This window comes from Desulfuromonas svalbardensis, from assembly GCF_055389415.1.
The window spans coordinates 1577732-1600681 of sequence record NZ_AP042416.1 but is presented as its reverse complement, the minus strand read 5'-3'; the positions used below and the strand labels follow the sequence as shown (position 1 = coordinate 1600681).

Genomic DNA, 22950 nt, shown 5'->3' with positions numbered 1-22950 from the left:
ATGTCACTTAAACGTGTTTTAGTTGTCGACGACGAAGAGAGTATTCGCTGGGTCCTATCCAAAGCCCTTACTCGCCAAGGACTACACGTTGATGTAGCAGACTGCGGTTCCAGTGCACGTGAACTACTAAAAAATCATTGCTATGACCTTGCCATGATTGATATTAAAATGCCCGACATTTCAGGTCTTGACCTGCTTGATGAGGTACTCAAAAACCACCCTTCCCTTTTTATAATTATGATGACGGCAGAATCATCAATGCAAAATGCGGTTGAGGCGATGAAACGCGGAGCATACGATTACATCACGAAACCATTCGACCTTGATGCTCTCGAAGCAATCATTCTTAAGGCACAAAAAAACTCTATTTCAAACGGAACAGCACCTGCTGCGCAAACACAAAGCCCAACAAGGTCAAGCTCTGAAAAGGCGATCATCGGCAACAGTCGTCCCATGCAAGAGGTCTACAAGCTGTTGGGAAAAGTATCGACATCAGACATTACGGTATTGATTACAGGCGAGTCTGGGACAGGAAAGGAATTGATTGCGCGCGCAGTTCACCACAACAGCAAACGGTCAGACATGCCGTTCGTAGCTTTAAATTGCGCAGCTATCCCACACGAACTACTTGAAAGTGAATTGTTTGGTTTTGAGAAAGGATCTTTTACGGGAGCGAACGAGCGTAAAATTGGCAAATTTGAGCAAGCCAATGGCGGAACAATTTTTCTTGATGAAATTGGCGATATGCCCTTGGATTTACAAACAAAGCTGTTACGGGTTCTGCAAGAGAAAGAGATCACTCGAACTGGAGGGAATCAGCCGATTCCGATCAATGTTCGCATTGTAGCGGCAACAAATAAAATCATTGAAAAATGTGTTGCTGAAAAGACTTTCCGTGAAGATCTATACTACCGCCTCAATGTTTTGCCTCTTGAGCTACCACCATTACGAGATAGGACTGAAGACATTCCACTCCTTGTCAATTTTTTCATTCAAAAAGCGAACAGCGAATTTAATTCAGAGATCAGTCATTGTAGCGACAAAGCCATGGGAATCTTAGTCAATCATCGTTGGCCAGGCAACATCCGTGAGTTGGAGAACACTATCCAACGAGCAAGCCTGCTCAGCCAAGGCAGCACCCTACAGGCTAGCGATTTTCCGCATCTAGTGCAAAACAATGACCAGGAGGCTAAAGAGGATTGTGCCCTTGAAGCTCTTATAGAAAACAAGCTTCGTTCTTCCTTAGCACAACGGGATATCGTTGAGATAAACGACCTATACGAAATGGTTTTGCATCAAATGGAACGACCATTGATTCAAATCATTCTGGATAAAACACGCGGAAATCAGGTTCGTGCTGCTGAGGTCCTCGGCATAAACCGTAATACTCTACGCAAAAAAATTCAATTATTAGGGATTGCAACAGGCAAGAATAGCGGGCACTAAACAGATCAGCTTTCACTTCGATTAGATTGATTTTCGAAGCGTGTAAATTGTCCACGAAAAGTCAAGTGTACGGTTCCAATGGGACCGTTACGCTGCTTACCAATAATGATTTCAGCATCCTTATCATGATCTTTATCACAGCTACCATCACGTCGACGACAGGCTTCACAATATACGGACTCACGATAAACAAACATGATAACATCGGCGTCCTGCTCAATCGCTCCTGATTCACGTAAGTCAGACATCATTGGTCGCTTATCGGTTCGACTCTCCAAAGAACGGTTCAACTGAGACAGCGCGATAACAGGAACATTTAATTCTTTAGCTAAAGCCTTCAATGATCGAGATATCTCTGAAATCTCTTGTTGACGACTCTCAGGATTATTTCCCTGCATCAGCTGCAAGTAATCGATAACGATTAGACCCAAATCATGCTCAGCTTTCAAGCGACGGGACTTAGATCGCACTTCGAGCACTGAGATAGCTGGAGTGTCGTCAATATAGATTTTAGCCTCAGACAACAACCCTGCACCATTGGTCAATTTAGGCCAATCTGACTCACCGAGATGCCCCGTGCGCAAACGGCTAGCATCAACACGAGATACCGAACACAACATACGTTGCACCAGCTGCTCTTTTCCCATCTCTAGAGAAAATATCAATGCTGAAATAGGCTTATCGGAATGCATTGCTGCATGCTCAACAACATTGACGGCAAAGGCAGTCTTACCCATTGAAGGCCGGCCGGCAACAACGATAAAATCACCACCCTGCAAACCAGCTGTCATGGTATCCAGATCGGTATAACCCGTCGGTACACCAGTAACCATCTCTTTACGCTCATACAATTTCTCAATCGCTTTAAACGTATCCTTCATAATCTCTTTAGTCGAGAAATACGAAGGACGAATTTTCATGTTGGCAATTTCGAAAATTGATTTTTCCGCCCAGTCGAGGGTCTTATCCATCTCTTGTCCCTCATAACCGCGAGTGGCAATCTCAGTGGCAACACTGATCATATGACGAGCAACGGATTTTTCTTTAACAAGACGGGAGTAGTAAACAATATTTGCAGCTGTGGGAACGTAATCTACCAGCGACGCAAGATAAGCACTTCCACCAACAGCAGAAAGACTATCACTTTGCTTCAACTGTGAAGTAAGGGTCACTAAGTCTGCGGGTTCACTGCGTTCAGAAAGTGTTACAAGAGATGTGAAAATTTGCCGATGGCTGTCTCGATAAAAATCTTCAGAGGTAAGGATTTCAAGAACCTTATTCAAGGCCTCATTATCTAGCAGAACCCCACCAAGAATAGACATCTCGGCTTCGAGGTTTTGCGGTGGTAATTTATGACTGAGCATCTCTGACATAGGGCGAACCAAAACCTTAATCTGTTAACACCATGATAAAATCAAAGATTTAGTCTACGATTTCATTAGTGACATTACCCAGATGTGAAGGATAAATCAAAAGATGAGAACCCTACGACAAGCCAAAGCCTGTCGCAGGGTTAAACACGCTACTCTGCTGCAATAACAGAAACAGAGATTTGTGCAACAACTGTTGCAGGAAGCTTAACAGCAACCTTATGATCACCCAGAGTCTTGATTGACTCATCAAGTTGGATTTTTTTGCGATCGACTTCAACACCAGCTTCAGCAAGCTTGGCACAGATATCAGCTGAGGTTACAGAACCAAACAGCTTACCATCATCACCAGCACGAAGAGCAAAGACACAAGCAACAGCTTCGATCTTTGTTTTCATAGCATCAGCAGACTTAGCCAATTTCAATGCCTTATGCTCAAGTTGACGCTTTTGGTGCTCAAACTGCTTAACACTGTTTTTATCAGCAAGAACAGCAAAGCCTTTAGGCAATAAATAATTACGAGCAAAACCTGGCTTTACAGTTACTATTTCGCCAATTTCGCCTAACCCATCAATACTTTCAGTTAAGATGATTTCCATCGTTCTCCTCCACAAAGGATCTACGTAGTTTTTGCACGTGGCTTACGAAAATCAAACCACATATCAAACACCCCCATGGCCGTCACCAATAAGGGCAAGGGATTAATAACGAGTATTAGCACATAACCAAATACTCGCGACAAAGTCGAAAACGCTTTCTTTCTAAAAAAGAAAGTCATTATGGCAATACCTTGCAAGAAATACAGTGGCAATAATACGGTTAACACGTTTAAGGCAATTTGTTGAACTACAGTAAAATCCAACAACAAACTAAAGCCTGAAACAATTAAAAACCAAATCAACCATTCTGGCAGATGGAGATCATGAAACAAACCACCAGAAATCACATATCGTCCTCGAGCAACAACACTAAGCAATAATAGCGTAACTACTAACACAACAGCAAAAGAGATCACAGCTAAGCCAACATAGGCTTGCTGAAAGAATATCGCTGTTGTGTCAAGAACCGCTAGTAACTCATCTAGTTGTTCTGGAGCCAACCCTGCATCTTGATAAATCTGACGTGCACCAGCTACTTCATTCGAAATATATGATGCCACAATCGAGGGTACCGTTGTCTCTAACCGTGACGCATAGCCCCAGCCAAAAACAAAAACGATTGTGCTAGTCAAAAGTAAACAAACACCGATCGACTTAAACCAGCCTACACCTAACCTCAACAACTTAGGTAATACGACAGAGGCACTACCAAATTGCAAAAGGTAAAACAATCCATGTTGCATGCTAGACAATTGAACGTCGACGACAAACACAATCAGTAACGCAATAAGTGCAGCGACAAAACCAGACCTCATGCCAACATAAGCAATAGGTAAAGATAAAGCCAAATTTAAAACTACTGCAAGAGGCCCCAGTGCTTGTGAAAACATCAGCAACCCACATGTTACGATTGAAGCGACAACAACCATCAAAAGGGTAGTCGTAAAGCTCGATTTTTCTTGCACAGCAAAGTTAATTGCCAATTAATCAACCGTCCGATTTGAAGTAAATGACAACAATGCAATATTACGCGCACGCTTAATTGCTTCAGTAACCTTACGTTGATGAGTTGCACAGTTACCAGAGATCCGGCGAGGAACAATCTTACCACGCTCAGAAACAAAGTAACGAAGAGTACGAACCTCTTTGTAATCAATTTTAATTGTATTATCAGCGCAGAAACGGCAGCCTTTACGACGACCAAAACGGCGACCAGGGGTACTTTTTTTTACGAAAGCCATATCAAATAATCCTTCCAGATTGTTTCTTTACGAATTACTCCGCAGCGTCAGCTTCAACAGCAGCGTCAGCTTCAACAACAGCGGCACCTTCAACAGCAGCGGCATCACCTTCAACAGCAGCTTCAACTTCTACTGGTGCTTCAACTTCTACAGGAACTTCAAAGCCACCTTCTAGAAGTAAGGTTTGAAACTTGATGATTGATTCATCAAGGCGCATACGACGCTCAAATTCTTTAACAACGTTATTTTCAGCGTTGAATACTACAAGAACATAAATGCCTTGGTCATTTTTCTTAACAGTATAAGCAAGGCGCTTAGTGCCCCACTCGTCTACTTTAAGAATTTCAGCTTGTTGCTCAGTTAAGACACCTTTGAACTTGTCTACTACTGCGGTGTAATCATCACCAGCAAGCTGAGGATTTACAATAAAAATTGTTTCGTAGGTACGCATGCGTAAACCTCCTCATGGATATTAGCCCCGGTCTCCCCCGGAGCAAGGAGCGGACACTTACTATAAGTGGCCGACTTGCAGAATTGGATTAAATAACATAAGGATTGACCGTTGTCTATTGAAAACGGAACCCACTACGTTAACTAAATCATTTCTAACTGCTAAACATTGAAACGGAAATGCATAACATCCCCATCTTTAACAGGATACTCTTTGCCTTCAACACGCAGAAGTCCTTTTTCTTTCGCTCCAGCCTCACCACCAGCAGAGATAAAATCTTCGTAACCAATCACCTCTGCACGGATAAACCCTTTTTCAAAATCAGTATGGATAACGCCAGCGGCTTGAGGGGCCAAAGCATCACTAGAGACAGTCCAAGCACGAACCTCTTTAACGCCCGCTGTAAAATATGTGATAAGTCCCAACAGTTGATAGCCAGCATGAATCATCCGGTCTAACCCGGGCTCATCAAGACCAAGCTCTGCAAGAAATTCAATTTTCTCATCGGCTTCAAGTTCAGCAATTTCGGATTCAATTTTGCCACAAATCGTAACAAACTCAGCCCCTTGATCTGCTGCATAATCTCGCACCTTATCAACATGTGGATGCTCACCAGACAAATCATCTTCAGATACATTTGCCACATACAACACTGGTTTTATCGTGATGAGGTGCAGATCCTTGATCAATGCCAATTCGTCTTCAGTTAATTGAGCTGTCCGCGCGGGACGACCTTCATTCAAACAGGCCTCTAAGGTTTCCAGGGCCTTTAGTTCCACTTTAGCGACTTTGTCACCACTTCGAGCTAGTTTCTGCACCCTGAGGTGACGCTTTTCAACAGAATCTAAATCAGCAAGATTTAATTCCGTTTGAATCACATCAATATCCCTGAGGGGATCAACTGAACCATCAACATGAACAACATTATCGTCTTCAAAGCAGCGAACAACATTTGCAATGGCATCGACCTGTCGAATATGTCCTAAGAATTGATTACCGAGCCCTTCACCGCGGCTAGCCCCTTTTACCAACCCTGCAATATCAACAAACTCCATTGATGTTGGCAAAACGCGTTGTGGTTTAACAATTTCAGCGAGAGCATCAAGACGCCGATCAGGCACAGCTACAATACCGACATTTGGCTCAATCGTGCAAAAAGGGTAATTTGCTGATTCAGCACCAGCAGATGTGATTGCATTGAAAATAGTCGACTTACCAACATTGGGTAACCCAACGATACCGCACTTAAATCCCATAACGCTCTCCAAACAACGATAGCCGAGACAGAGTGTCTCGGCTATCGTCAAACATGTTACATATTCGATTCTAGGCTAATAATGGTGCAATAACCAAAGAAACAACACTCATCAACTTGATAAGGATGTTCATCGCAGGACCAGAAGTATCCTTGAATGGGTCGCCAACGGTGTCGCCGATAACAGCAGCATGGTGAGCTTCACCACCCTTAGACTCGCCTTCAATCTTACCTGTTTCAATAAACTTCTTCGCATTATCCCATGCGCCACCACCATTTGACATCATAAGAGCAAGAAGAACACCAGCAAGCGTTGCACCAGCAAGCATGCCACCGAGAGCTTCTTTACCAAGAATAAAGCCAATAAGGACAGGAGCGACAACAGCCACAACACCAGGAAGAACCATCTCTTTTAGTGCAGCTTGAGCTGCAATATCAATACACTTTCCAGACTCGGGCTTAACACCCTCTTTACCTTCAAGAAGGCCTGGAATCTCACGGAATTGACGACGAATTTCTTCAACCATCAATCCTGCAGCACGACCAACACTGGTCATGGTTAGAGCACCAATGAAGAATGGAAGTGCACCACCAATAAACAAACCAACAACAACGCGTGGCTCAACTAGGTTAATCGTTTCAAGGCCAACAGTTGTTGCATAGGCAGAGAATAGAGCTAACGCTGTTAATGCAGCAGAGCCAATAGCAAAGCCCTTACCTACAGCAGCAGTTGTATTACCGATTGCATCAAGACCATCGGTGATTTCACGAACGTCAGGTCCAAGACCTGCCATCTCAGAAATACCACCAGCATTATCAGCGATTGGGCCGTATGCATCAACCGTCATGGTAACACCAACAGTAGCAAGCATACCAACTGCAGCAATGCCAATACCGTAGAGACCGGCAAAGTAGTTAGCAACCATGATTCCAGCACAAATAATTAGGACCGGAGCCGCTGTACTCTCAAGACCAACAGCTAAACCTGCAATAATGTTTGTTGCAGGACCTGTCTTACTTGCTTCAGCAATACGACGAACTGGAGCTTCAGCAGTGTAGTACTCAGTGATCAAACCAATTGCAATACCAGCAAGTGAGCCGCCAACCAAAGCAAGGAAGATACCGAAATTAAGACCCATAATCAGGATAATGAAGAGAGATGCAGCCAAGAAGCCACCCGCAGCAACAAACGTCGTTAAACGTAGTGCATCAGCAGGATCCTTGTCCTGAAAACGCTTCATGGAGTAGATACCTGCAGCGGAGAACAGCAGACCAAAGGTTGCAAGAACCAGTGGAAGTAACATAGCTGCAGATTGAACGCCCTCACCGCTACCAAGCTGTGCTAGCAATGCTGGGCTAGCAGCCGCGGCAATGGCGATGGTCGCAATAATTGAACCAACATAAGATTCAAAAATATCAGCACCCATACCAGCGGTATCACCAACGCAGTCACCAACGTTATCGGCAATAACACCAGGGTTACGTGGATCATCTTCTGGAATGCCAGCTTCAAGCTTACCAACAAGGTCAGCACCAACGTCAGCAGCCTTGGTATAGATACCACCACCAACACGTGCAAACAGAGCGATAGATGAAGCACCCATAGCGAAGCCATTGATGTAACGAGTTGTTTCAGGATCACCACCAAAGAAGATATACATTGCGCCAACACCGACCAGGCCGAGTGATGCAACAGACAGCCCCATAACAGCGCCACCGTTATAGGATACTTCTAGAGCACGTGCTTGACCATGCAGACGTGCTGCTTCAGTTGTACGAACGTTAGCACGCGTTGCTGCTTTCATACCAATAAAGCCACAGGTCATTGAACATGCTGCACCAGCAAGGAAAGCCATCGCAGTCTGATAGCCCATACCGGCGAGAATCAGCAGAAAAACACCAGCAACGAAAATAGCAAGTACGCGGTACTCACGACGCAAAAAAGCCATCGCACCATCGTGGATAGAATCCGCGATTTCGGCCATGACCTCATTACCTACAGGCTCTTGCTTAACCTTGTTGTACAACATAATAGCGGCCGCGAAGCCTACCATTCCTAGAATTACGGCAAAATATGCCATTGCCAATCTCCCCTTTGAATTAATATTTTACGGATTTAAAATATTGCGCCCATTGTATTCGCACATGGCATACTGTTCACCATGAGTCAGTAAAGCTTCAACCACTTCGGCTGCATACAAGAGCACCTCATCAAGATCTTTTTTTTCACTTCCAGAAAACGACTTAAGGACATAATTAGCGACATCACCCCCCTCAGAGGGTCGACCGACACCAATTCTCACGCGAACATAGGAATTATCACCAAGAACTTGATGAATATTACGCAGGCCGTTATGCCCGCCATGTCCACCGCCAACCTTGACCCGAACAGCGCCAAAGGGAAGATCTATTTCATCGTGTATCACGACCAAATCCCCCGATGCAATATCGAGGGATTTACTCGCAGATGCTACACTAGCACCACTTAAATTCATAAAGGTTTGCGGTTTAAGCATTACAGCACTTTTGCCACAACAACGACCAACCCCATAAAAAGATTGATGGCCCTTTTTCTTTAATGAAACACTGTGACGAGCGGCAAGAAGATCCACAACCATAAACCCGACGTTATGTCGTGTTGACGCGTACTTTTCACCGGGATTACCAAGCCCTGCAATTAAAAACAAAACTAGGCTTCTTCCGCTACAACCTCGCCGTCACCTTCTTCAACATCTTCTCCGCCTTTATAACCAATAACAGTGATAACGGTGTAGTTAACATCGTGAGGAAGTTCTACACCTTCAGGAACGACAACATCATCAATGTGAACAACATCGCCAATCGCTAACGAATCAACAGCGATATCGATCGCAGCAGGAACTTCTGTTGGCAAACAGAACACTTCTAGCTCTTTACGAATCAATTGAAGACTGCCACCCTCTTTTACACCAATCGATTGCCCAACAGCGTTTACAGGAACCATAAATGACGCTGAAACCGTCGCATCAATCGCTTGAAAGTCAACGTGAGTCGGTACGCGGGAGATAGAATCAACCTGCATATCTTTAACAATGGCAAACAAGCCATCAAAAGAACCAACACCCTTAAGTGTCAACATTGTGTTCCAACCAGCAGCGCCACCAATTGCTGTAGCTAACGCCTTTGGCTCAACATTAACGGTGCAAGGAGTGACATTAGGACCATAAACTACGCCAGGTACAAGACCAGCACGACGAGCACTACGTGCTCCGCCTTTGCCAACTCGCTCACGCAGTACAACATTTAATTCCGCTTGTGCCATGATTACTACCTCCAGATATAACAGCGTACTGGCTCAACGGCACAGCATGCTTTGATTTATTTATACAAACAAGGAACTAACTGATTCATCCGCATGAATACGGCGGATAGCCTCTGCCAAAAGTTGAGAAACTGGCAAAGGACGAAGTTTATCACATTGAGCTACTTTATCCGAACAGACAATTGAATCAGACACAACAACTTCTTCAAGGCAACTCTCTGAGATTCGATCCATAGCAGGACCAGACAGTACCGCATGGGTCGCATAGGCAAACACCTGCTTTGCACCTTGCCCTTGTAGCGCCTTTGCCGCCTGGCATAACGTACCAGCGGTATCAATCATGTCATCAACAATGATACATATTTGATCTTTTACATCACCAATAATATGCATCACCTCGGACACATTAGGTCCACTACGACGCTTATCAATAATGGCCAACCCAGCGTCAAGGCGCTTAGCGAAAGCACGAGCACGTTCCGTCCCACCCGCATCAGGTGATACGATAACAACTCGGTCACTAAATTTCGACTGTACATCGTCAAGCAACACAGGAGCAGCATAAAGGTGATCAACAGGAATATCGAAAAATCCCTGAATTTGCCCGGCATGGAGATCCATTGTCAACAAACGATCAACACCAGCACGAGCGATCAAATCGGCAACCAATTTACCCGTAATGGGCGTACGTGGCGCAACCTTGCGATCTTGGCGCGCATACCCAAAGTAAGGCACAACAGCTGTAATGCTCGCTGCCGAAGCTCGCTTCAGCGCATCGGTCATGATCAATAGTTCCATCAAATGGTTATTTGTTGGGGCGCTAGTAGATTGGACGATATAGACATCACAGCCTCGGACATTTTCTCCGATTTCTACCATGATTTCGCCATCAGAAAAGTTCTTAACTTTGGCGCTTCCAAGTGGCACTGAGAGGTGCTCACAAATGTCCCGAGCCAAGAGAGGATTTGAATTTCCTGCAAAAATCTTGATTTTATTCACGGTACATCCTGAGGTGTCAAATTTGTAATTTAAGTATGCCGCCCCCAAAGAGGACAACACAAACAAAAAAAACCTCTCGACGCATGACCGAGTTCCGATCAAACTGTCATCGTAAGAGGTTTTTTAAAAGTGGCTGGGGCGCCAGGGTTCGAACCTGGGAATGCCGGAATCAAAATCCGGTGCCTTACCACTTGGCCACGCCCCATCATAAATCTATTTCTGACTTGAGTAGATCACACTTCGCGTTGAAGGTGTTTTTTATCTGCTCAATTCGTGGAGGCGTTATACAACAAAGATTGAAGAGATGTAAATAGAAAAATTACCTTTCCTGTATTTTAGTATTAAGATAATGGTGTAACAACCTGTGCCCAATAGCCATATTCTTCAACAAAAACCTTAGCAGCTTTTTGTGCTTGACCATACTCAAAGAACACACCAAATACCGTGGCACCACTGCCTGCCATCAAAACGCCTTCTGCATTTAAGTCAACAAGAGAGCTCTTTAGCGTTCCAATTTCGGCACATAAATTCATCGCAACACGCTCAAGATCGTTATGAAGCAATGAAATGAACCCATCTTGCGTTGTGATTGTTTTCGGCATTGAACAACTTGAATAATCTAGCGGGGACAACGCACAATATACTTGAGCTGTTGACACGCCAACACCAGGATTAACAAGAACAACCCAAAATGGTGGCACAATCACTATAGGCGACAATTGGTCACCGACGCCACAGGCCCAGGCAACAGGTTGATACAAAAAAAATGGTACATCGGCCCCCAATGCTAAAGCTTCCCTATGCATCACTTCGGGAGCAAGATCCAACTCCAACAATTGGTTTAAGGCCATCAGTGTTGTCGCAGCATCAGATGATCCACCACCAAGACCTGCAGCCACAGGAATGTTTTTGTGTAACACCAAATCGACACCACGACCAAGTTCATCGTAAGCCAACATAGCACGCGCCGCCCGTACAACAAGATTGTCATCAGGGTTACCTAATTCGGCCTCACATTGAAAACTAACTCCAGGGGTTGCGGCAATTGCAACGTGCAACTCGTCGTACAGTGATACACTCTGCATAATCATAGAAAGCTCATGATAGCCATCTGGGCGCTTGCCATTCACATGTAAACATAAATTTATTTTAGCTGGAGCTAGGTACTTTCGGTGCTGCATACGTATATATCCATGATCGTTAATTTAAACTTTCAAGTGCCGCATTGGTCCAATCAAGTGCATCAATATACGCACGACCAACTAAAGCTTGGTCAAAACCACACTCATCGACCTCACCCCAATTTGCACGTTCATAGGACTCAACACAAGACAGAGTTCTGCCTAGCTGCCCCTTACGTTGCAGCAAAGCAATATTCACCTCTTCAATCAGCGGCAAAGTATTTAAGACTTCCTTCATCGGCATGTCTAAAATGCTATCAAGCATCGAAAACAATCCAACTGTAAAAAACATTCCTCGCTGTTCTGAATCATCAGAACCAGACATAATTTCACACATTTTGCCTCGAATCAATGCCATAGACATCAGTTCCTGCGGCTTATCACTGATACTTCCCATTGAGACAATACATGCCCAATTACGGATATGCAGCAACCCCAAATAAATAATAGCTTGTCGAATTGACTTCACCTCAGAAAGCAAACTATAAAAGCTAGAATTGATTTGCCTCAACAACTTAACACTCAAGTTGACATCTGTCTGAATAATTTCCTCGAGGTTCGTAAGGTCAATATCGACCCTCGAAAGTTCTGCCATTAGGCGCAACATCGCCAATCTACTTGGTGGGACCTTACGCCCCGAAACAACCTGAGGCTTGCTGAAAAAATAACCCTGAAACAAATCAAAACCAAGATTGCGGCAAAAAACATACTCATCGTGTGTTTCAACTTTTTCGGCTAAAAGCTGCAATGGCTTCACTTGCCGTAATTTTCCAACTTGAGAGATTACTTCATCACGCGACAGAGCAAGCACATCAATCTTAACCACATCAGCTAGCTCAACCAAGGGCAGCAAGTCGTCAGTGACGACAAAATCATCCAAAGCAATAAGGTGCCCACTACGTGACAGACTTCGAATCGCATCGATCACCTCGACTTCGGGTGAAACGTTTTCTAACACTTCAACTACGAGTTGATTTGTGGGGAAAGGGATTGACGCCCCCTTTATAAGGAAATCGCGCGTAAAATTGCAAAACGCTTTCTTATTACCAACCAAACGGTCGAGGCCAACCTCAATCAACGAATTAACAACAACTTCAGAACTTGCGGCGTTAAAGTCGGTAATGACTGCGTGATCGACAAAGCCATGCCGGTACAGGAGTTCATAAGCATAAACCCGCATATGTCGATCAAAGATAGGTTGTCGACCTATAAAAACATCAGCCATGAAATACCCTTTAAAACATGTAACTACTCTACGAATGACGGCAAAAACACTAGACGATTAACCTGCTGGTGCAACGAGATTGAACTGATACAAAAACAACAACAATCTAAAATAACAAATTAGCTAAAGATAAACTACTTTAATTATCTACAGTTGATTCACGTCAAAATCATTACGCTTTTTGCACACAAAGCAAAATGCTACAAAAAACATCTTCCTTATATATCCAAAACTATCACATTTGTTACGGGGAAGACTTAAGAAGTATACCTGGAATGGCACGGGGAACGCAGGTTAGCCTTTTTAATTAAGCAAAAAAGACCACACATTAAAAGCTAGCCAACGTGCAAATTTTGATTTCGCGCACGGTTTGCGACAATTGTTGCGTCGAGAATTTCACCACAGCAACTGCACTTCCACGCTTCAAACGAACGCACAAAATCAAAGTATTTCTCTACATACATTCGGCCGTTACATTTTGGACACTTCATTCTTTCGCCCTTTCACTTCACGACTACCTGAAAAACACTTAATATCTGTTTTGATAGTACACCATAAAAACTATAGGGAAAACTAATCTAATCCGGTTAATTTAATTCTAATCAAAAATACTTTTGCCAACGATTTAGACTTTTCTGCGCAATTCCACGTACTCGCCTGAGATTCTCAAACGTATAAAAATCACCATTTTGCTCTCGGTTCACAGTAATCGCGCGAGCCATTGATGCTCCGATGCCAGGGAGTGACTGCCAATCCTCAATTGTCATGCGATCTGGATGTAGGGCTACCCCTAATGTCATCCTCCGCCCTGCAGTCATAAACTTACTCTCTACAGTGACCCTACCACTACAATCTTGGTTGAGTTCAACAGAGTGCCCATCCATCAACTTATGATGAGTTAAATATTTCAGTAAAATTAATTTGCCGTTTGTATCATCAACACGACAAAGCAGGTCATTAATTGAATCAACTTCGACCACTTGAAGACCGGAGCAGATAAATAAGTTTCCCGACAGTTCAACAAATTGGCTTTCACGACTTGGAGCATCAACAAAAACAGGGGATACCTGCGACGCAGGTATCCCCTGTTGGAGATAAAAAAAAGTAACAACGATCACCAAGGCAACAACCAAAGAGCCTCGGTGGTTAAACATCTAGACGGCATCCTTAACCAATTTATACAGCAGAGCATCAACCAGGGCATGGTAGGAGGCGTCAATAATATTATCACTGACCCCAACTGTGCCCCATCGTGAATCGCCATCTCCTGACTCAATTAAGACTCGTGTAATCGATGCCGTGCCATGACCACTTGGCAAAACACGAACTTTGTAGTCGAGAAGCTTCATCTCGTTAAGCTGAGGGTAGAAATGTTCCAATGCTTTACGTAAAGCATTATCTAACGCATTGACAGGGCCATCACCTTCAGCAGCAGTGTGCTCGATCCGACCACCAACCTTCACTTTTATCGTTGCTTCAGACAAAGGCTTATCATCTTCTTTAAGCTTGGTATCAATCACGCGAAAGCCAATCACTGAAAAATAATGGCGCAAGGTACCAAGAGCTTTTCGCATTAACAATTCAAACGATGCTTCAGCACCCTCAAATTGGTAGCCTTTATTCTCCATCTCTTTAATATTTTCAAGAATCTCGAGAGTGACAGGATCCTTGCTATCGAGATTAATATTAAATTGCTCAGCTTTAGCAAGAATATTAGCGCGACCAGATAGATCAGAAACAAGAACTCTCGTCGAGTTACCTACTTTTTCTGGGCGCATATGTTCATAGGTCTCAGGGTGACGCTGAATGGCTGACACGTGGACACCACCCTTATGGGCAAATGCTGAATTCCCGACATACGCCTGGTGTTTATTGGGGATCAAATTCGCCAACTCATACACATAACGTGAAACAACACGTAATGTTTTCATTTGCTCATCGGTCACACAATCATGGCCCATCTTCATCTTAAGAGCAGGAATAATTGAACACAAGTTTGCGTTTCCACAACGCTCACCGAAACCGTTCAGGGTCCCTTGGACTTGTACCGCGCCCAAAGAAACGGCCATTAGTGAGTTTGCCACCGCACACTCACTATCATTATGAGCATGAATGCCAAGCGGTGTGGACACAGCAGCTTTAACTGCTGCCATAATTTCAGGGAACTCACTAGGCAAGGTTCCACCATTGGTATCACACAACACAATACAGTCAACTCCAGCATCTTCGGCAGCCTTGAGCGTTTTGATAGCATATTCAGGATTCGCTTTATAGCCATCAAAAAAATGTTCAGCATCAAAAATAACTTCAGGGATATGTTTTTTTAGATAGGCGAGCGAATCATTAATCAGTTCGAGATTTTCTTCGAGAGAGATACGTAATGCTTCATGGACATGGAAATCCCAAGATTTACCAAAAATAGTTACGACATCAGGATCGGCCTGAATCAGCGTTTGAATATTATTATCTAATTCAGGTGTCGTTTTTGCTCGCCGTGTCGAGCCAAATGCAGCGATTTTCGCCTGCTTCAATGTGACATTCTTGATCTCTTGAAAGAAAGCAATATCCTTGGGATTTGAACCAGGCCAACCACCTTCAATATAATGAACACCAAGTTCATCAAGTCGTTGAGCAATACGCACCTTATCACTCACCAAAAAAGAGATATCTTCAGCTTGTGTTCCGTCGCGTAATGTTGTGTCATAAAGCATTATCTGACTCATCAACCTACTCCCTGTTGGACTGTAATTATTTATTGATCACTACCAAGTTCAAAAGCATCATGCAAGACACGAACAGCCAACTCCGTGTATTTATCTTCAATAACACAAGAGACTTTAATCTCACTGGTTGAGATCATTTGGATATTGACCCCTTCTGAAGAGAGGGTACTAAACATCTTACTAGCAATACCGGTGTGCGAACGCATACCAACCCCGACAATTGAGACCTTTGCAACCTTATCATCAGACGTAACACCGCCAGCACCAATCTGCTGCGCTGTGGCCTCGACAATCTTAAGAGCTTTTTTCACATCACCCTTGGGTACGGTGAATGTTAAGTCGGTAAATCCTTCATGGGAGACGTTCTGAATAATCATGTCAACGGTGATACTTGCCTCAGACAATGGGGAAAAAATATCTGCTGCAATCCCAGGGTGATCGGGGATACGCAAAACTGAAATTTTTGCTTCATCTTTATTACAGGTTACCCCTGAAACCAGTACGGTCTCCATTTCAGAATCCTCCTTCATAACCAGTGTTCCAGGATTATCGTTAAAACTGGAACGAACGTGAATAACTACATCATATTTTTTAGCAAATTCAACGGAGCGAATCTGCAGAACCTTTGCGCCCAACGATGCCATTTCGAGCATCTCTTCATAGGAGATTTTCTCGATTTTACTAGCATTCGGCACAATACGTGGGTCAGTGGTATAAACGCCATCGACATCGGTATATATTTCACACACGTCTGCCGATAACCCAGCCGCAACAGCGACAGCAGAGGTGTCGGAACCACCGCGTCCAAGGGTCGTAATATTGCCCTGATCATCAATCCCTTGAAAACCAGCAACCACAACAATGGTACCGTTTTTCAGGTCCTCACGAATATTATTTTCGCCAATCTCTTTAATTCGTGCTCGCGATGACGAATTATCGGTCAAAATGGGAATTTGATGTCCGAGATAGCTTTTTGCCTTGTATCCCATCGACTGTAAACACATCGACAATAGGGCAATAGTAACCTGCTCACCCGTTGACACCAAAACGTCATATTCACGTTCACTGGGAAATTCGCAAATCTCATCAGCTAATGCGACAAGTTTATTTGTTTCACCTGACATGGCTGAAACAATCACAACAACATCGTTACCTTCATCATAGGTCCGAGCAATCCGCTGAGCTACATTGCGAATTTTATCTGTCGTCCCTACGGAAGTACCACCATATTTCTGTACGACCAGAGCCATTTTCGGTCTACCTCCTTGATCAATCATCACTATCAACATACATATCTGATATCATTTAAAGTATCTGTTTTTAGGCGATTACACCTTAACACAGTGCTTTTAACAGGTAATGATAACAGGGTCAAAACTTTTATTGTATTTACGCTACGCTAACGACTCATCACCGAATTGACCAACAGCAGCAAACTCCGCTAACCCATCGAGTACAGATTGATACTTCGTGGGCTGACCAGCAATTGTAACAGTCAGTTGCCGCGCTTCATCACCAACATATACTAAATCGACAATCAAAGCCTCACAACTCAACCCAGGACAACGTTCCGGCCATTCAACGAGCGCGACACCGTCACCATGAAAATAATCATCAAAACCGAGATCTAACAGTTCATCTTCTGAACTTAGGCGATAAAGATCAAAATGATACAATGGCAACCGTCCCCCATAGCTGTTCATAAGCGTATAGGTTGGGCTCGTGACAGGAGTTGATTCTGCAACCCCTAAACCACGAGCAATTCCAGTGGCAAGGCACGTTTTACCAGCACCGAGATCTCCACGAAGTAGCACCAGTGAACCAGACATCAGGAGATGTCCAAGTTGACGACCAACCTGATCTGTTTGCGCCGCTGATTCTGTTAGAATAGAAAACTGATTAAGGTGTGACAAAAAACTACACTCCAATTGCTCGAATAATATCTAATCGAGCAATAACACCCATCACCTTGGAATTATCGACAACTGGAACCAAATGAACCTTGTGCTGAACCATCAATTCAGCGACCTCCGACACAGGAGTCTCAGCGGTGCAGGTAATAACATCTGTTGTACAAATTTCATCGACAGTTTGTGCGCTAATACGACGAACTTGCTCTTCGAAGTCTTTTTCGCTCTCAAGGTAAAGTACCCAATCGAAAATTGAAACAACCGTTGGGATATGCAACGTTTTATCGCAATCAATAAGATCAGTGGTCGTAATAATACCAACCAAATCATCCTGTGCATTGATAACAGGCATCGAACTCACATTGTGTTCTTGAAACAATGCAGCCAACTCTTTTAATCCTGTTTGCGGTGCAACAGAAATCACCTCGGTAGTCATAATATTTTCAGCTCTTAACATAAGCTACTCCTCTCCCATAAGGGATTGACGAACAACAGGAAGTTGTGGCAACAAATCGGTGGCAACATAACCAGCACTGCCATAATGTGCCACACACTGGTCGGCGGCTTTTCCATGCAAGTAAACGCCAAGCACTGCCGCGTTAAACAGATCGACCCCCTGAGCCAACCAACCCGCAATAACACCAGTTAGTATATCACCCATTCCACCACTACCCATACCAGAATTGCCACTACTGTTGATCCACACTCGACCATCAGGAGCTGCAATCACTGTTCTAGCGCCCTTTAGCACAACGACAACATCCCATTTTTCAGCAAACTTCCCAGCTACCTCAGCACGATGGTTTTGAATTTCGTCTATCGACAAACCTGTCATGCGCGCCATTTCACCCGGATGGGGAGTCACGACAACATGTTTCGCCTGCCGGTTCTTCATGCAAGAAAAGTTACCCTCTAACGCATTCAATGCATCAGCATCAATAACTACAGAACAAGGTACAGACAAAACAATGTCACGTACCAACTGTTTCACCGTATCGGTTTGCCCCAATCCAGGACCAAGCGCAACAACGTTTTTTCCGTGCCATAACGAACGTATAGTTTCAAAACTATCACAGGTCAAACCACCATACTCGCTCGGCAATGCAACGGTCATCACTTCGGGAATAGCTGGTGCAATAAAAGGCTGAACGGTATCCGCTGTTGCAAGAGTCACCAAACCAGCACCTGAGCGCAAACCAGCGGCTGAACACATTTGCGCTGCGCCACCTTTGCCTGTCGATCCAGCGACTACCAGCACATGACCAAACGTCCCCTTGTGACCACCGGGCGGTCGCAGAGGAAGTAGCGTTGCGGCAACCTGTCTTGTTACAAAGACATATTGATTAGAGACAGTTTGCCGCAAATGGTGTGGCATGCCAATATCGGCAACAAATAATTCACCACCACACTGGTACGCGGGATAACTAACCTGCCCTAGCTTAGGAAAAGCGAAGCTGATTGAACAATCGGCCATAATTGATTCAGCGAGAATATCACCAGTGGTCCCATGACAGCCTGAGGGCATATCAACAGCAACCACGGGTAACTTCATCGCATTAATCCGCTGAATAGCATAACGGTAATGACCGCGTACGGCTGAATTGAGTCCGTTGCCAAAGATCGCATCAATTACGAGCGCAACACCCGATAGCTGGTCAATAAATTGAGCAATATCATCATCACTCAGGGCATAATGAAGTAGATGCTGATTGGACTCTAAAATACTAAGATTTGTTGCTGCATCACCAGTAATCCCACTACGCGAAGCAAGAACCAGCGTTTGGACGTTCCAGCCCATATTTTCAAGATGACGGGCCATCACGTAGCCATCACCGCCATTGTTCCCTTTGCCAGCGACAACTAAAATTGAACCAGGACGTAAAGATGAATAACGGTCATTGACAATTTGTGAGGCACCGCGACCTGCATTTTCCATAAGAATAAGGCCGGGGACATTGCAGTCCTCAATCGCGCACCGATCTAATTCTCGTATTTGGTTAGCAGTTAAAAGCCTCATGCTCGCTCCAATACAACGGTTGCCACCGCATACTCCTGCTCGTGGCTATAGGAAAGGTGCGGCGTTGTCAGATTGCGCTCAAGCATAATTTCAGCAGCGCGACCAGTTAAATACAGTGAGGGACAACCAAGGTCATCGTTACAAACCTCCATATCATGCCATGTTATCCCATCACGCAACCCCAAACCGAGTGCTTTAACAAAGGATTCCTTTGAGGCAAAACGTGCGGCAAGATGCTGAGCTGCACTTTTACGCGGAAGTGCGTAAGCTAACTCGCGTTTGGTAAACAAACGCTTCAACAAAGCATCTTCCTGCCGCTCTAGAAAGCGCTGAAAACGTTCCACACGAACAATATCTGTGCCGATCCCAACTATTGCCACAATAGACTACCTTACCAACAGTGCCTTCATTTCACGCACAGCTCGATCGAGACCGACCAAGACAGCGCGAGAAATAATGCTATGTCCAATATTAAACTCTTCAACCACACCTAACGCCACAACAGCTTGAATGTTGTGGTAATTAAGTCCATGCCCCGCATTAACCCCTAACCCAGCTTGTTTTGCCGCATGAATCGCACGTTCAACCTTACCTAGTTCGGCCAATTGAGCACCACGTGAAGGCGCATCACAATAGCTTCCGGTGTGAATTTCAACCGTATCAGCACCCACTTGAAAAGATTGGTCTATTTGATTCAAATCTGGATCAACAAAAAGGCTTACGATGATGCCGTACTCTTGCAACGTAGCAATATGCTCTTTTAATTTCTGCGAGCATGAGGCGACATCAAGACCACCTTCAGTGGTTAGTTCTTGCCGTTTTTCAGGCACTAAAGTCACAGCATCGGGACAAATACGGCACGCAATCGCCACCATTTCATCCGTGCTAGCCATTTCTAAATTGAGTGGCGTTTGGACGGTTTGACGCAACAATTCAACATCTCGATCTTGAATATGGCGTCGATCTTCACGAAGATGAACGGTGATACCATCTGCACCAGCAAGTTCAGCCATCGATGCCGCAGTAACGGGATCAGGATCTATCGTCCCACGTGCTTGACGAATCGTTGCAACATGATCAACATTTACCCCAAGACGAATCATCAATGGTCCCCTTCCGCAACACCGCCAAGGTGTGTTTCAACAGCAGCAACAATTTCACCAGCAAGCTGTTTAATTTGTGAATCACTCTCACCTTCCAACATAATTCGTAAGAGTGGTTCAGTACCAGAATAACGGATCAAAACACGTCCAGACTGTCCTAGTTGCTCTTCACAGTGTTCAATCACCTGTTTAATCTCAGGAATCGTTGCGAGATCAACCCGCTGCTTGACACGAACGTTACAAAGCAGTTGAGGCAAGGCGGTCATCACCTTTGCCAACTCCGACAAGGGCTTTCCTGTCCGCTGCATGATGGCTAGCATCTGCAACGCCGAAAGCGTTCCATCTCCGGTGGTATTATAATCAAAGAAGATCATATGCCCTGATTGCTCACCGCCAAAGTTATAACCATTACGCAGCATCTCTTCTGTGACATAGCGGTCACCAACACCCGTTTTAACCACTTTTCCGCCAGCATTACGTAACGCAATATCTAAACCCATGTTACTCATAACCGTCGCAACGAGTGTGTTCTTTGCCAAAGCGTTATTCTTCATTAGATGGGTCGCGCAGATTGCCATAATATGGTCACCATCAACTTCAGTGCCATGTTCATCAACAAAGATAACGCGATCGGCATCACCATCTAAGGCAATTCCAACATCAGCACGATATTCACGTACCGCTTCGGCCATTACTTGAGGATAAAGTGAGCCACATCCTGCATTAATATTTGTACCATTGGGACTCACGCCCAAGGTGATCACTTCAGCACCAAGTTCTTGAAGCACTGCGGGGGCAACCTTGTATGCCGCACCATTTGCACAGTCAAGAACAATACGTAAACCACGAAGATCGAGGTCACGCGGAAATGAGTTTTTCAAGAAGACAATATAACGTCCCGTTGCATCATCAATACGAAAAGCACGCCCCACCTCATCCGCAGTAGGACGTAAGAGATCCAGCTCTTCAGAAAACATCAACTTTTCAAGTTTAAGCTCCATCTCATCAGGTAATTTCAGTCCTGAATGAGAGAAAAACTTGATCCCATTATCCTGATACGCATTATGTGATGCAGAGATCACAACGCCTGCATCAGCTCGCATCGAACTCGTGATAAAAGCAATGCCTGGCGTTGGCAGCGGTCCAACCAATTGGACATCAACCCCCATTGAACAAATACCTGCAGCCATGGCATTTTCAATCATATAACCCGACAGCCGCGTATCTTTTCCAATCACAATACGACGACGCTTATCTGAGCCTTTAAAAAGATAAGCAACAGCACGACCAAGTTGCATCGCGATCTCAGTGGTCATGGGATACACATTTGCCACACCGCGAACACCATCAGTTCCAAATAATTTTTTTTCCATAATGACATCTTTCAAATAAAGCTGAGTTGTCCATCCAACTTGTTAATTATTATACACACCCTCTTGAGGTAGAACCTCATCACCAACATCTGGTTCAGAATGCTCAGTCGGGGTCGAATTCAAAATAAGTACCTCTACTTCGACCGTTTTTTGGTCCTTCAATTCTGTGTAGGTTCCACGATATTCTATCGGCAACGTAAGGGTAAAACTTTCTTGCGCCAGCGTAATGTCAATGGTTTCGGTTTCAACACTATCAACATCCTTAACCTCGCTTTCGGCTCCTTCAACCGTTACCGATTCGGGACGAACAACGACAGTACCTAACGTTGCACCATTGGCTAGCTGCCCGTGAAATGACACCCGTACAGGAACATTTTTTTGCCTTATTCGCTCAAGTTTTACTTCAACGTACGAAGGAGATAAACGGGACACTCGTAGAGCGCTGGGAATATTTAGGTTTTGATCAAGCCGCTTAAATGTTGTCAACCCAGCCTGCAACCCTTGTAAATCGACTGACATACTTAACGCTGAAGACTGAATATTACTCAATAATGTTCGAGGGCCACTAATCCGGACATCGACTAAACTGGGAACCTCATTGGCAACAACAAGTCCAACGGGAAGGTTTTTCAGCTCTAAAGGAACCGTATAACCAACTTCTGCTTTTTGCTCGCCCATTACAAACAACCATAGCAACAAGGCAAACGTTAACGACAAAAGCTTAAGTCCCCAGTTCCGTATAATCAGTTGAAACAT

Annotated in this window: 23 protein-coding genes and 1 tRNA gene; 1 reads left to right on the top strand and 23 read right to left on the bottom strand. The window is 44.4% G+C overall.

Annotated features, from left to right (window positions below; translation table 11 throughout):
• Entirely contained in the window at window positions 1-1446 is a 1446-nt protein-coding gene (locus ACZ5KY_RS07220; RefSeq protein WP_464243217.1) for a sigma-54-dependent transcriptional regulator, read from the top strand.
• Window positions 1447-1451: 5 nt separating this feature from the next.
• On the opposite strand, the gene dnaB is transcribed toward ACZ5KY_RS07220, so the two are convergent.
• From dnaB to ACZ5KY_RS07105, 23 genes are all read right to left on the bottom strand, one after another.
• Window positions 1452-2819: a replicative DNA helicase gene (dnaB, locus tag ACZ5KY_RS07215; protein ID WP_464243216.1), complete on the bottom strand. Its 1368-nt coding sequence runs from the start codon at window positions 2817-2819 to the stop codon at window positions 1452-1454.
• Between the two features lie 149 nt (window positions 2820-2968).
• The gene (gene rplI / locus ACZ5KY_RS07210) at window positions 2969-3415 is read right to left on the bottom strand and encodes a 50S ribosomal protein L9 (RefSeq protein ID WP_464243215.1); all 447 of its coding nucleotides are present in this window, start codon (window positions 3413-3415) and stop codon (window positions 2969-2971) included.
• Window positions 3416-3435: 20 nt separating this feature from the next.
• The gene (locus ACZ5KY_RS07205) at window positions 3436-4398 is read right to left on the bottom strand and encodes a DUF2232 domain-containing protein (RefSeq protein ID WP_464243214.1); all 963 of its coding nucleotides are present in this window, start codon (window positions 4396-4398) and stop codon (window positions 3436-3438) included.
• Entirely contained in the window at window positions 4399-4656 is a 258-nt protein-coding gene (gene rpsR / locus ACZ5KY_RS07200; RefSeq protein ID WP_464243213.1) for a 30S ribosomal protein S18, read from the bottom strand. It lies immediately after the preceding gene.
• A gap of 34 nt (window positions 4657-4690) precedes the next feature.
• On the bottom strand, window positions 4691-5107 hold the full coding sequence (gene rpsF, locus ACZ5KY_RS07195) for a 30S ribosomal protein S6 (RefSeq protein WP_464243212.1): 417 nt from the start codon (window positions 5105-5107) through the stop codon (window positions 4691-4693).
• 161 nt (window positions 5108-5268) lie between these two features.
• Window positions 5269-6363: a redox-regulated ATPase YchF gene (ychF, locus tag ACZ5KY_RS07190; protein WP_464243211.1), complete on the bottom strand. Its 1095-nt coding sequence runs from the start codon at window positions 6361-6363 to the stop codon at window positions 5269-5271.
• Window positions 6364-6433: 70 nt separating this feature from the next.
• A complete protein-coding gene (locus ACZ5KY_RS07185; RefSeq protein ID WP_464243210.1) occupies window positions 6434-8443 on the bottom strand; it encodes a sodium-translocating pyrophosphatase in 2010 nt (669 codons plus the stop codon).
• 27 nt (window positions 8444-8470) lie between these two features.
• The gene (pth, locus tag ACZ5KY_RS07180) at window positions 8471-9049 is read right to left on the bottom strand and encodes an aminoacyl-tRNA hydrolase (RefSeq protein WP_464243209.1); all 579 of its coding nucleotides are present in this window, start codon (window positions 9047-9049) and stop codon (window positions 8471-8473) included.
• Between the two features lie 2 nt (window positions 9050-9051).
• Window positions 9052-9663: a 50S ribosomal protein L25 gene (locus tag ACZ5KY_RS07175; RefSeq protein WP_464243208.1), complete on the bottom strand. Its 612-nt coding sequence runs from the start codon at window positions 9661-9663 to the stop codon at window positions 9052-9054.
• A 60-nt stretch (window positions 9664-9723) separates the two neighbouring features.
• Window positions 9724-10662: a ribose-phosphate pyrophosphokinase gene (locus tag ACZ5KY_RS07170; RefSeq protein ID WP_464243207.1), complete on the bottom strand. Its 939-nt coding sequence runs from the start codon at window positions 10660-10662 to the stop codon at window positions 9724-9726.
• 130 nt (window positions 10663-10792) lie between these two features.
• A tRNA-Gln gene (locus ACZ5KY_RS07165) sits at window positions 10793-10867 on the bottom strand.
• A gap of 136 nt (window positions 10868-11003) precedes the next feature.
• The gene (locus tag ACZ5KY_RS07160) at window positions 11004-11843 is read right to left on the bottom strand and encodes a 4-(cytidine 5'-diphospho)-2-C-methyl-D-erythritol kinase (protein ID WP_464243206.1); all 840 of its coding nucleotides are present in this window, start codon (window positions 11841-11843) and stop codon (window positions 11004-11006) included.
• Window positions 11844-11862: 19 nt separating this feature from the next.
• Window positions 11863-13068, bottom strand: a complete 1206-nt coding sequence (locus ACZ5KY_RS07155; protein ID WP_464243205.1) for an EAL and HDOD domain-containing protein — start codon at window positions 13066-13068, stop codon at window positions 11863-11865.
• Between the two features lie 602 nt (window positions 13069-13670).
• Window positions 13671-14222: a ComEA family DNA-binding protein gene (locus tag ACZ5KY_RS07150; RefSeq protein WP_464243204.1), complete on the bottom strand. Its 552-nt coding sequence runs from the start codon at window positions 14220-14222 to the stop codon at window positions 13671-13673.
• Window positions 14223-15791 (bottom strand): citramalate synthase, encoded by a 1569-nt coding sequence (gene cimA / locus ACZ5KY_RS07145; RefSeq protein WP_464243203.1) that lies wholly within the window; start codon window positions 15789-15791, stop codon window positions 14223-14225.
• Window positions 15792-15820: 29 nt separating this feature from the next.
• Window positions 15821-17041: an aspartate kinase gene (locus ACZ5KY_RS07140; RefSeq protein ID WP_464243202.1), complete on the bottom strand. Its 1221-nt coding sequence runs from the start codon at window positions 17039-17041 to the stop codon at window positions 15821-15823.
• Window positions 17042-17185: 144 nt separating this feature from the next.
• On the bottom strand, window positions 17186-17704 hold the full coding sequence (gene tsaE / locus ACZ5KY_RS07135) for a tRNA (adenosine(37)-N6)-threonylcarbamoyltransferase complex ATPase subunit type 1 TsaE (protein ID WP_464243201.1): 519 nt from the start codon (window positions 17702-17704) through the stop codon (window positions 17186-17188).
• A 4-nt stretch (window positions 17705-17708) separates the two neighbouring features.
• Window positions 17709-18158: a CBS domain-containing protein gene (locus ACZ5KY_RS07130; RefSeq protein WP_464243200.1), complete on the bottom strand. Its 450-nt coding sequence runs from the start codon at window positions 18156-18158 to the stop codon at window positions 17709-17711.
• A gap of 3 nt (window positions 18159-18161) precedes the next feature.
• Window positions 18162-19718, bottom strand: coding sequence for an NAD(P)H-hydrate dehydratase (locus tag ACZ5KY_RS07125; protein ID WP_464243199.1), 1557 nt, complete (start codon window positions 19716-19718; stop codon window positions 18162-18164).
• Window positions 19715-20098: a holo-ACP synthase gene (locus ACZ5KY_RS07120; RefSeq protein WP_464243198.1), complete on the bottom strand. Its 384-nt coding sequence runs from the start codon at window positions 20096-20098 to the stop codon at window positions 19715-19717. Before ACZ5KY_RS07120 ends, ACZ5KY_RS07125 begins: the two co-directional genes overlap by 4 nt.
• Window positions 20099-20104: 6 nt before the next feature.
• The gene (locus ACZ5KY_RS07115; RefSeq protein WP_464243197.1) at window positions 20105-20821 is read right to left on the bottom strand and encodes a pyridoxine 5'-phosphate synthase; all 717 of its coding nucleotides are present in this window, start codon (window positions 20819-20821) and stop codon (window positions 20105-20107) included.
• Entirely contained in the window at window positions 20821-22194 is a 1374-nt protein-coding gene (gene glmM / locus ACZ5KY_RS07110) for a phosphoglucosamine mutase (protein WP_464243196.1), read from the bottom strand. Before glmM ends, ACZ5KY_RS07115 begins: the two co-directional genes overlap by 1 nt.
• Before the next feature lie 42 nt (window positions 22195-22236).
• Window positions 22237-22950: a CdaR family protein gene (locus tag ACZ5KY_RS07105; RefSeq protein WP_464243195.1), complete on the bottom strand. Its 714-nt coding sequence runs from the start codon at window positions 22948-22950 to the stop codon at window positions 22237-22239.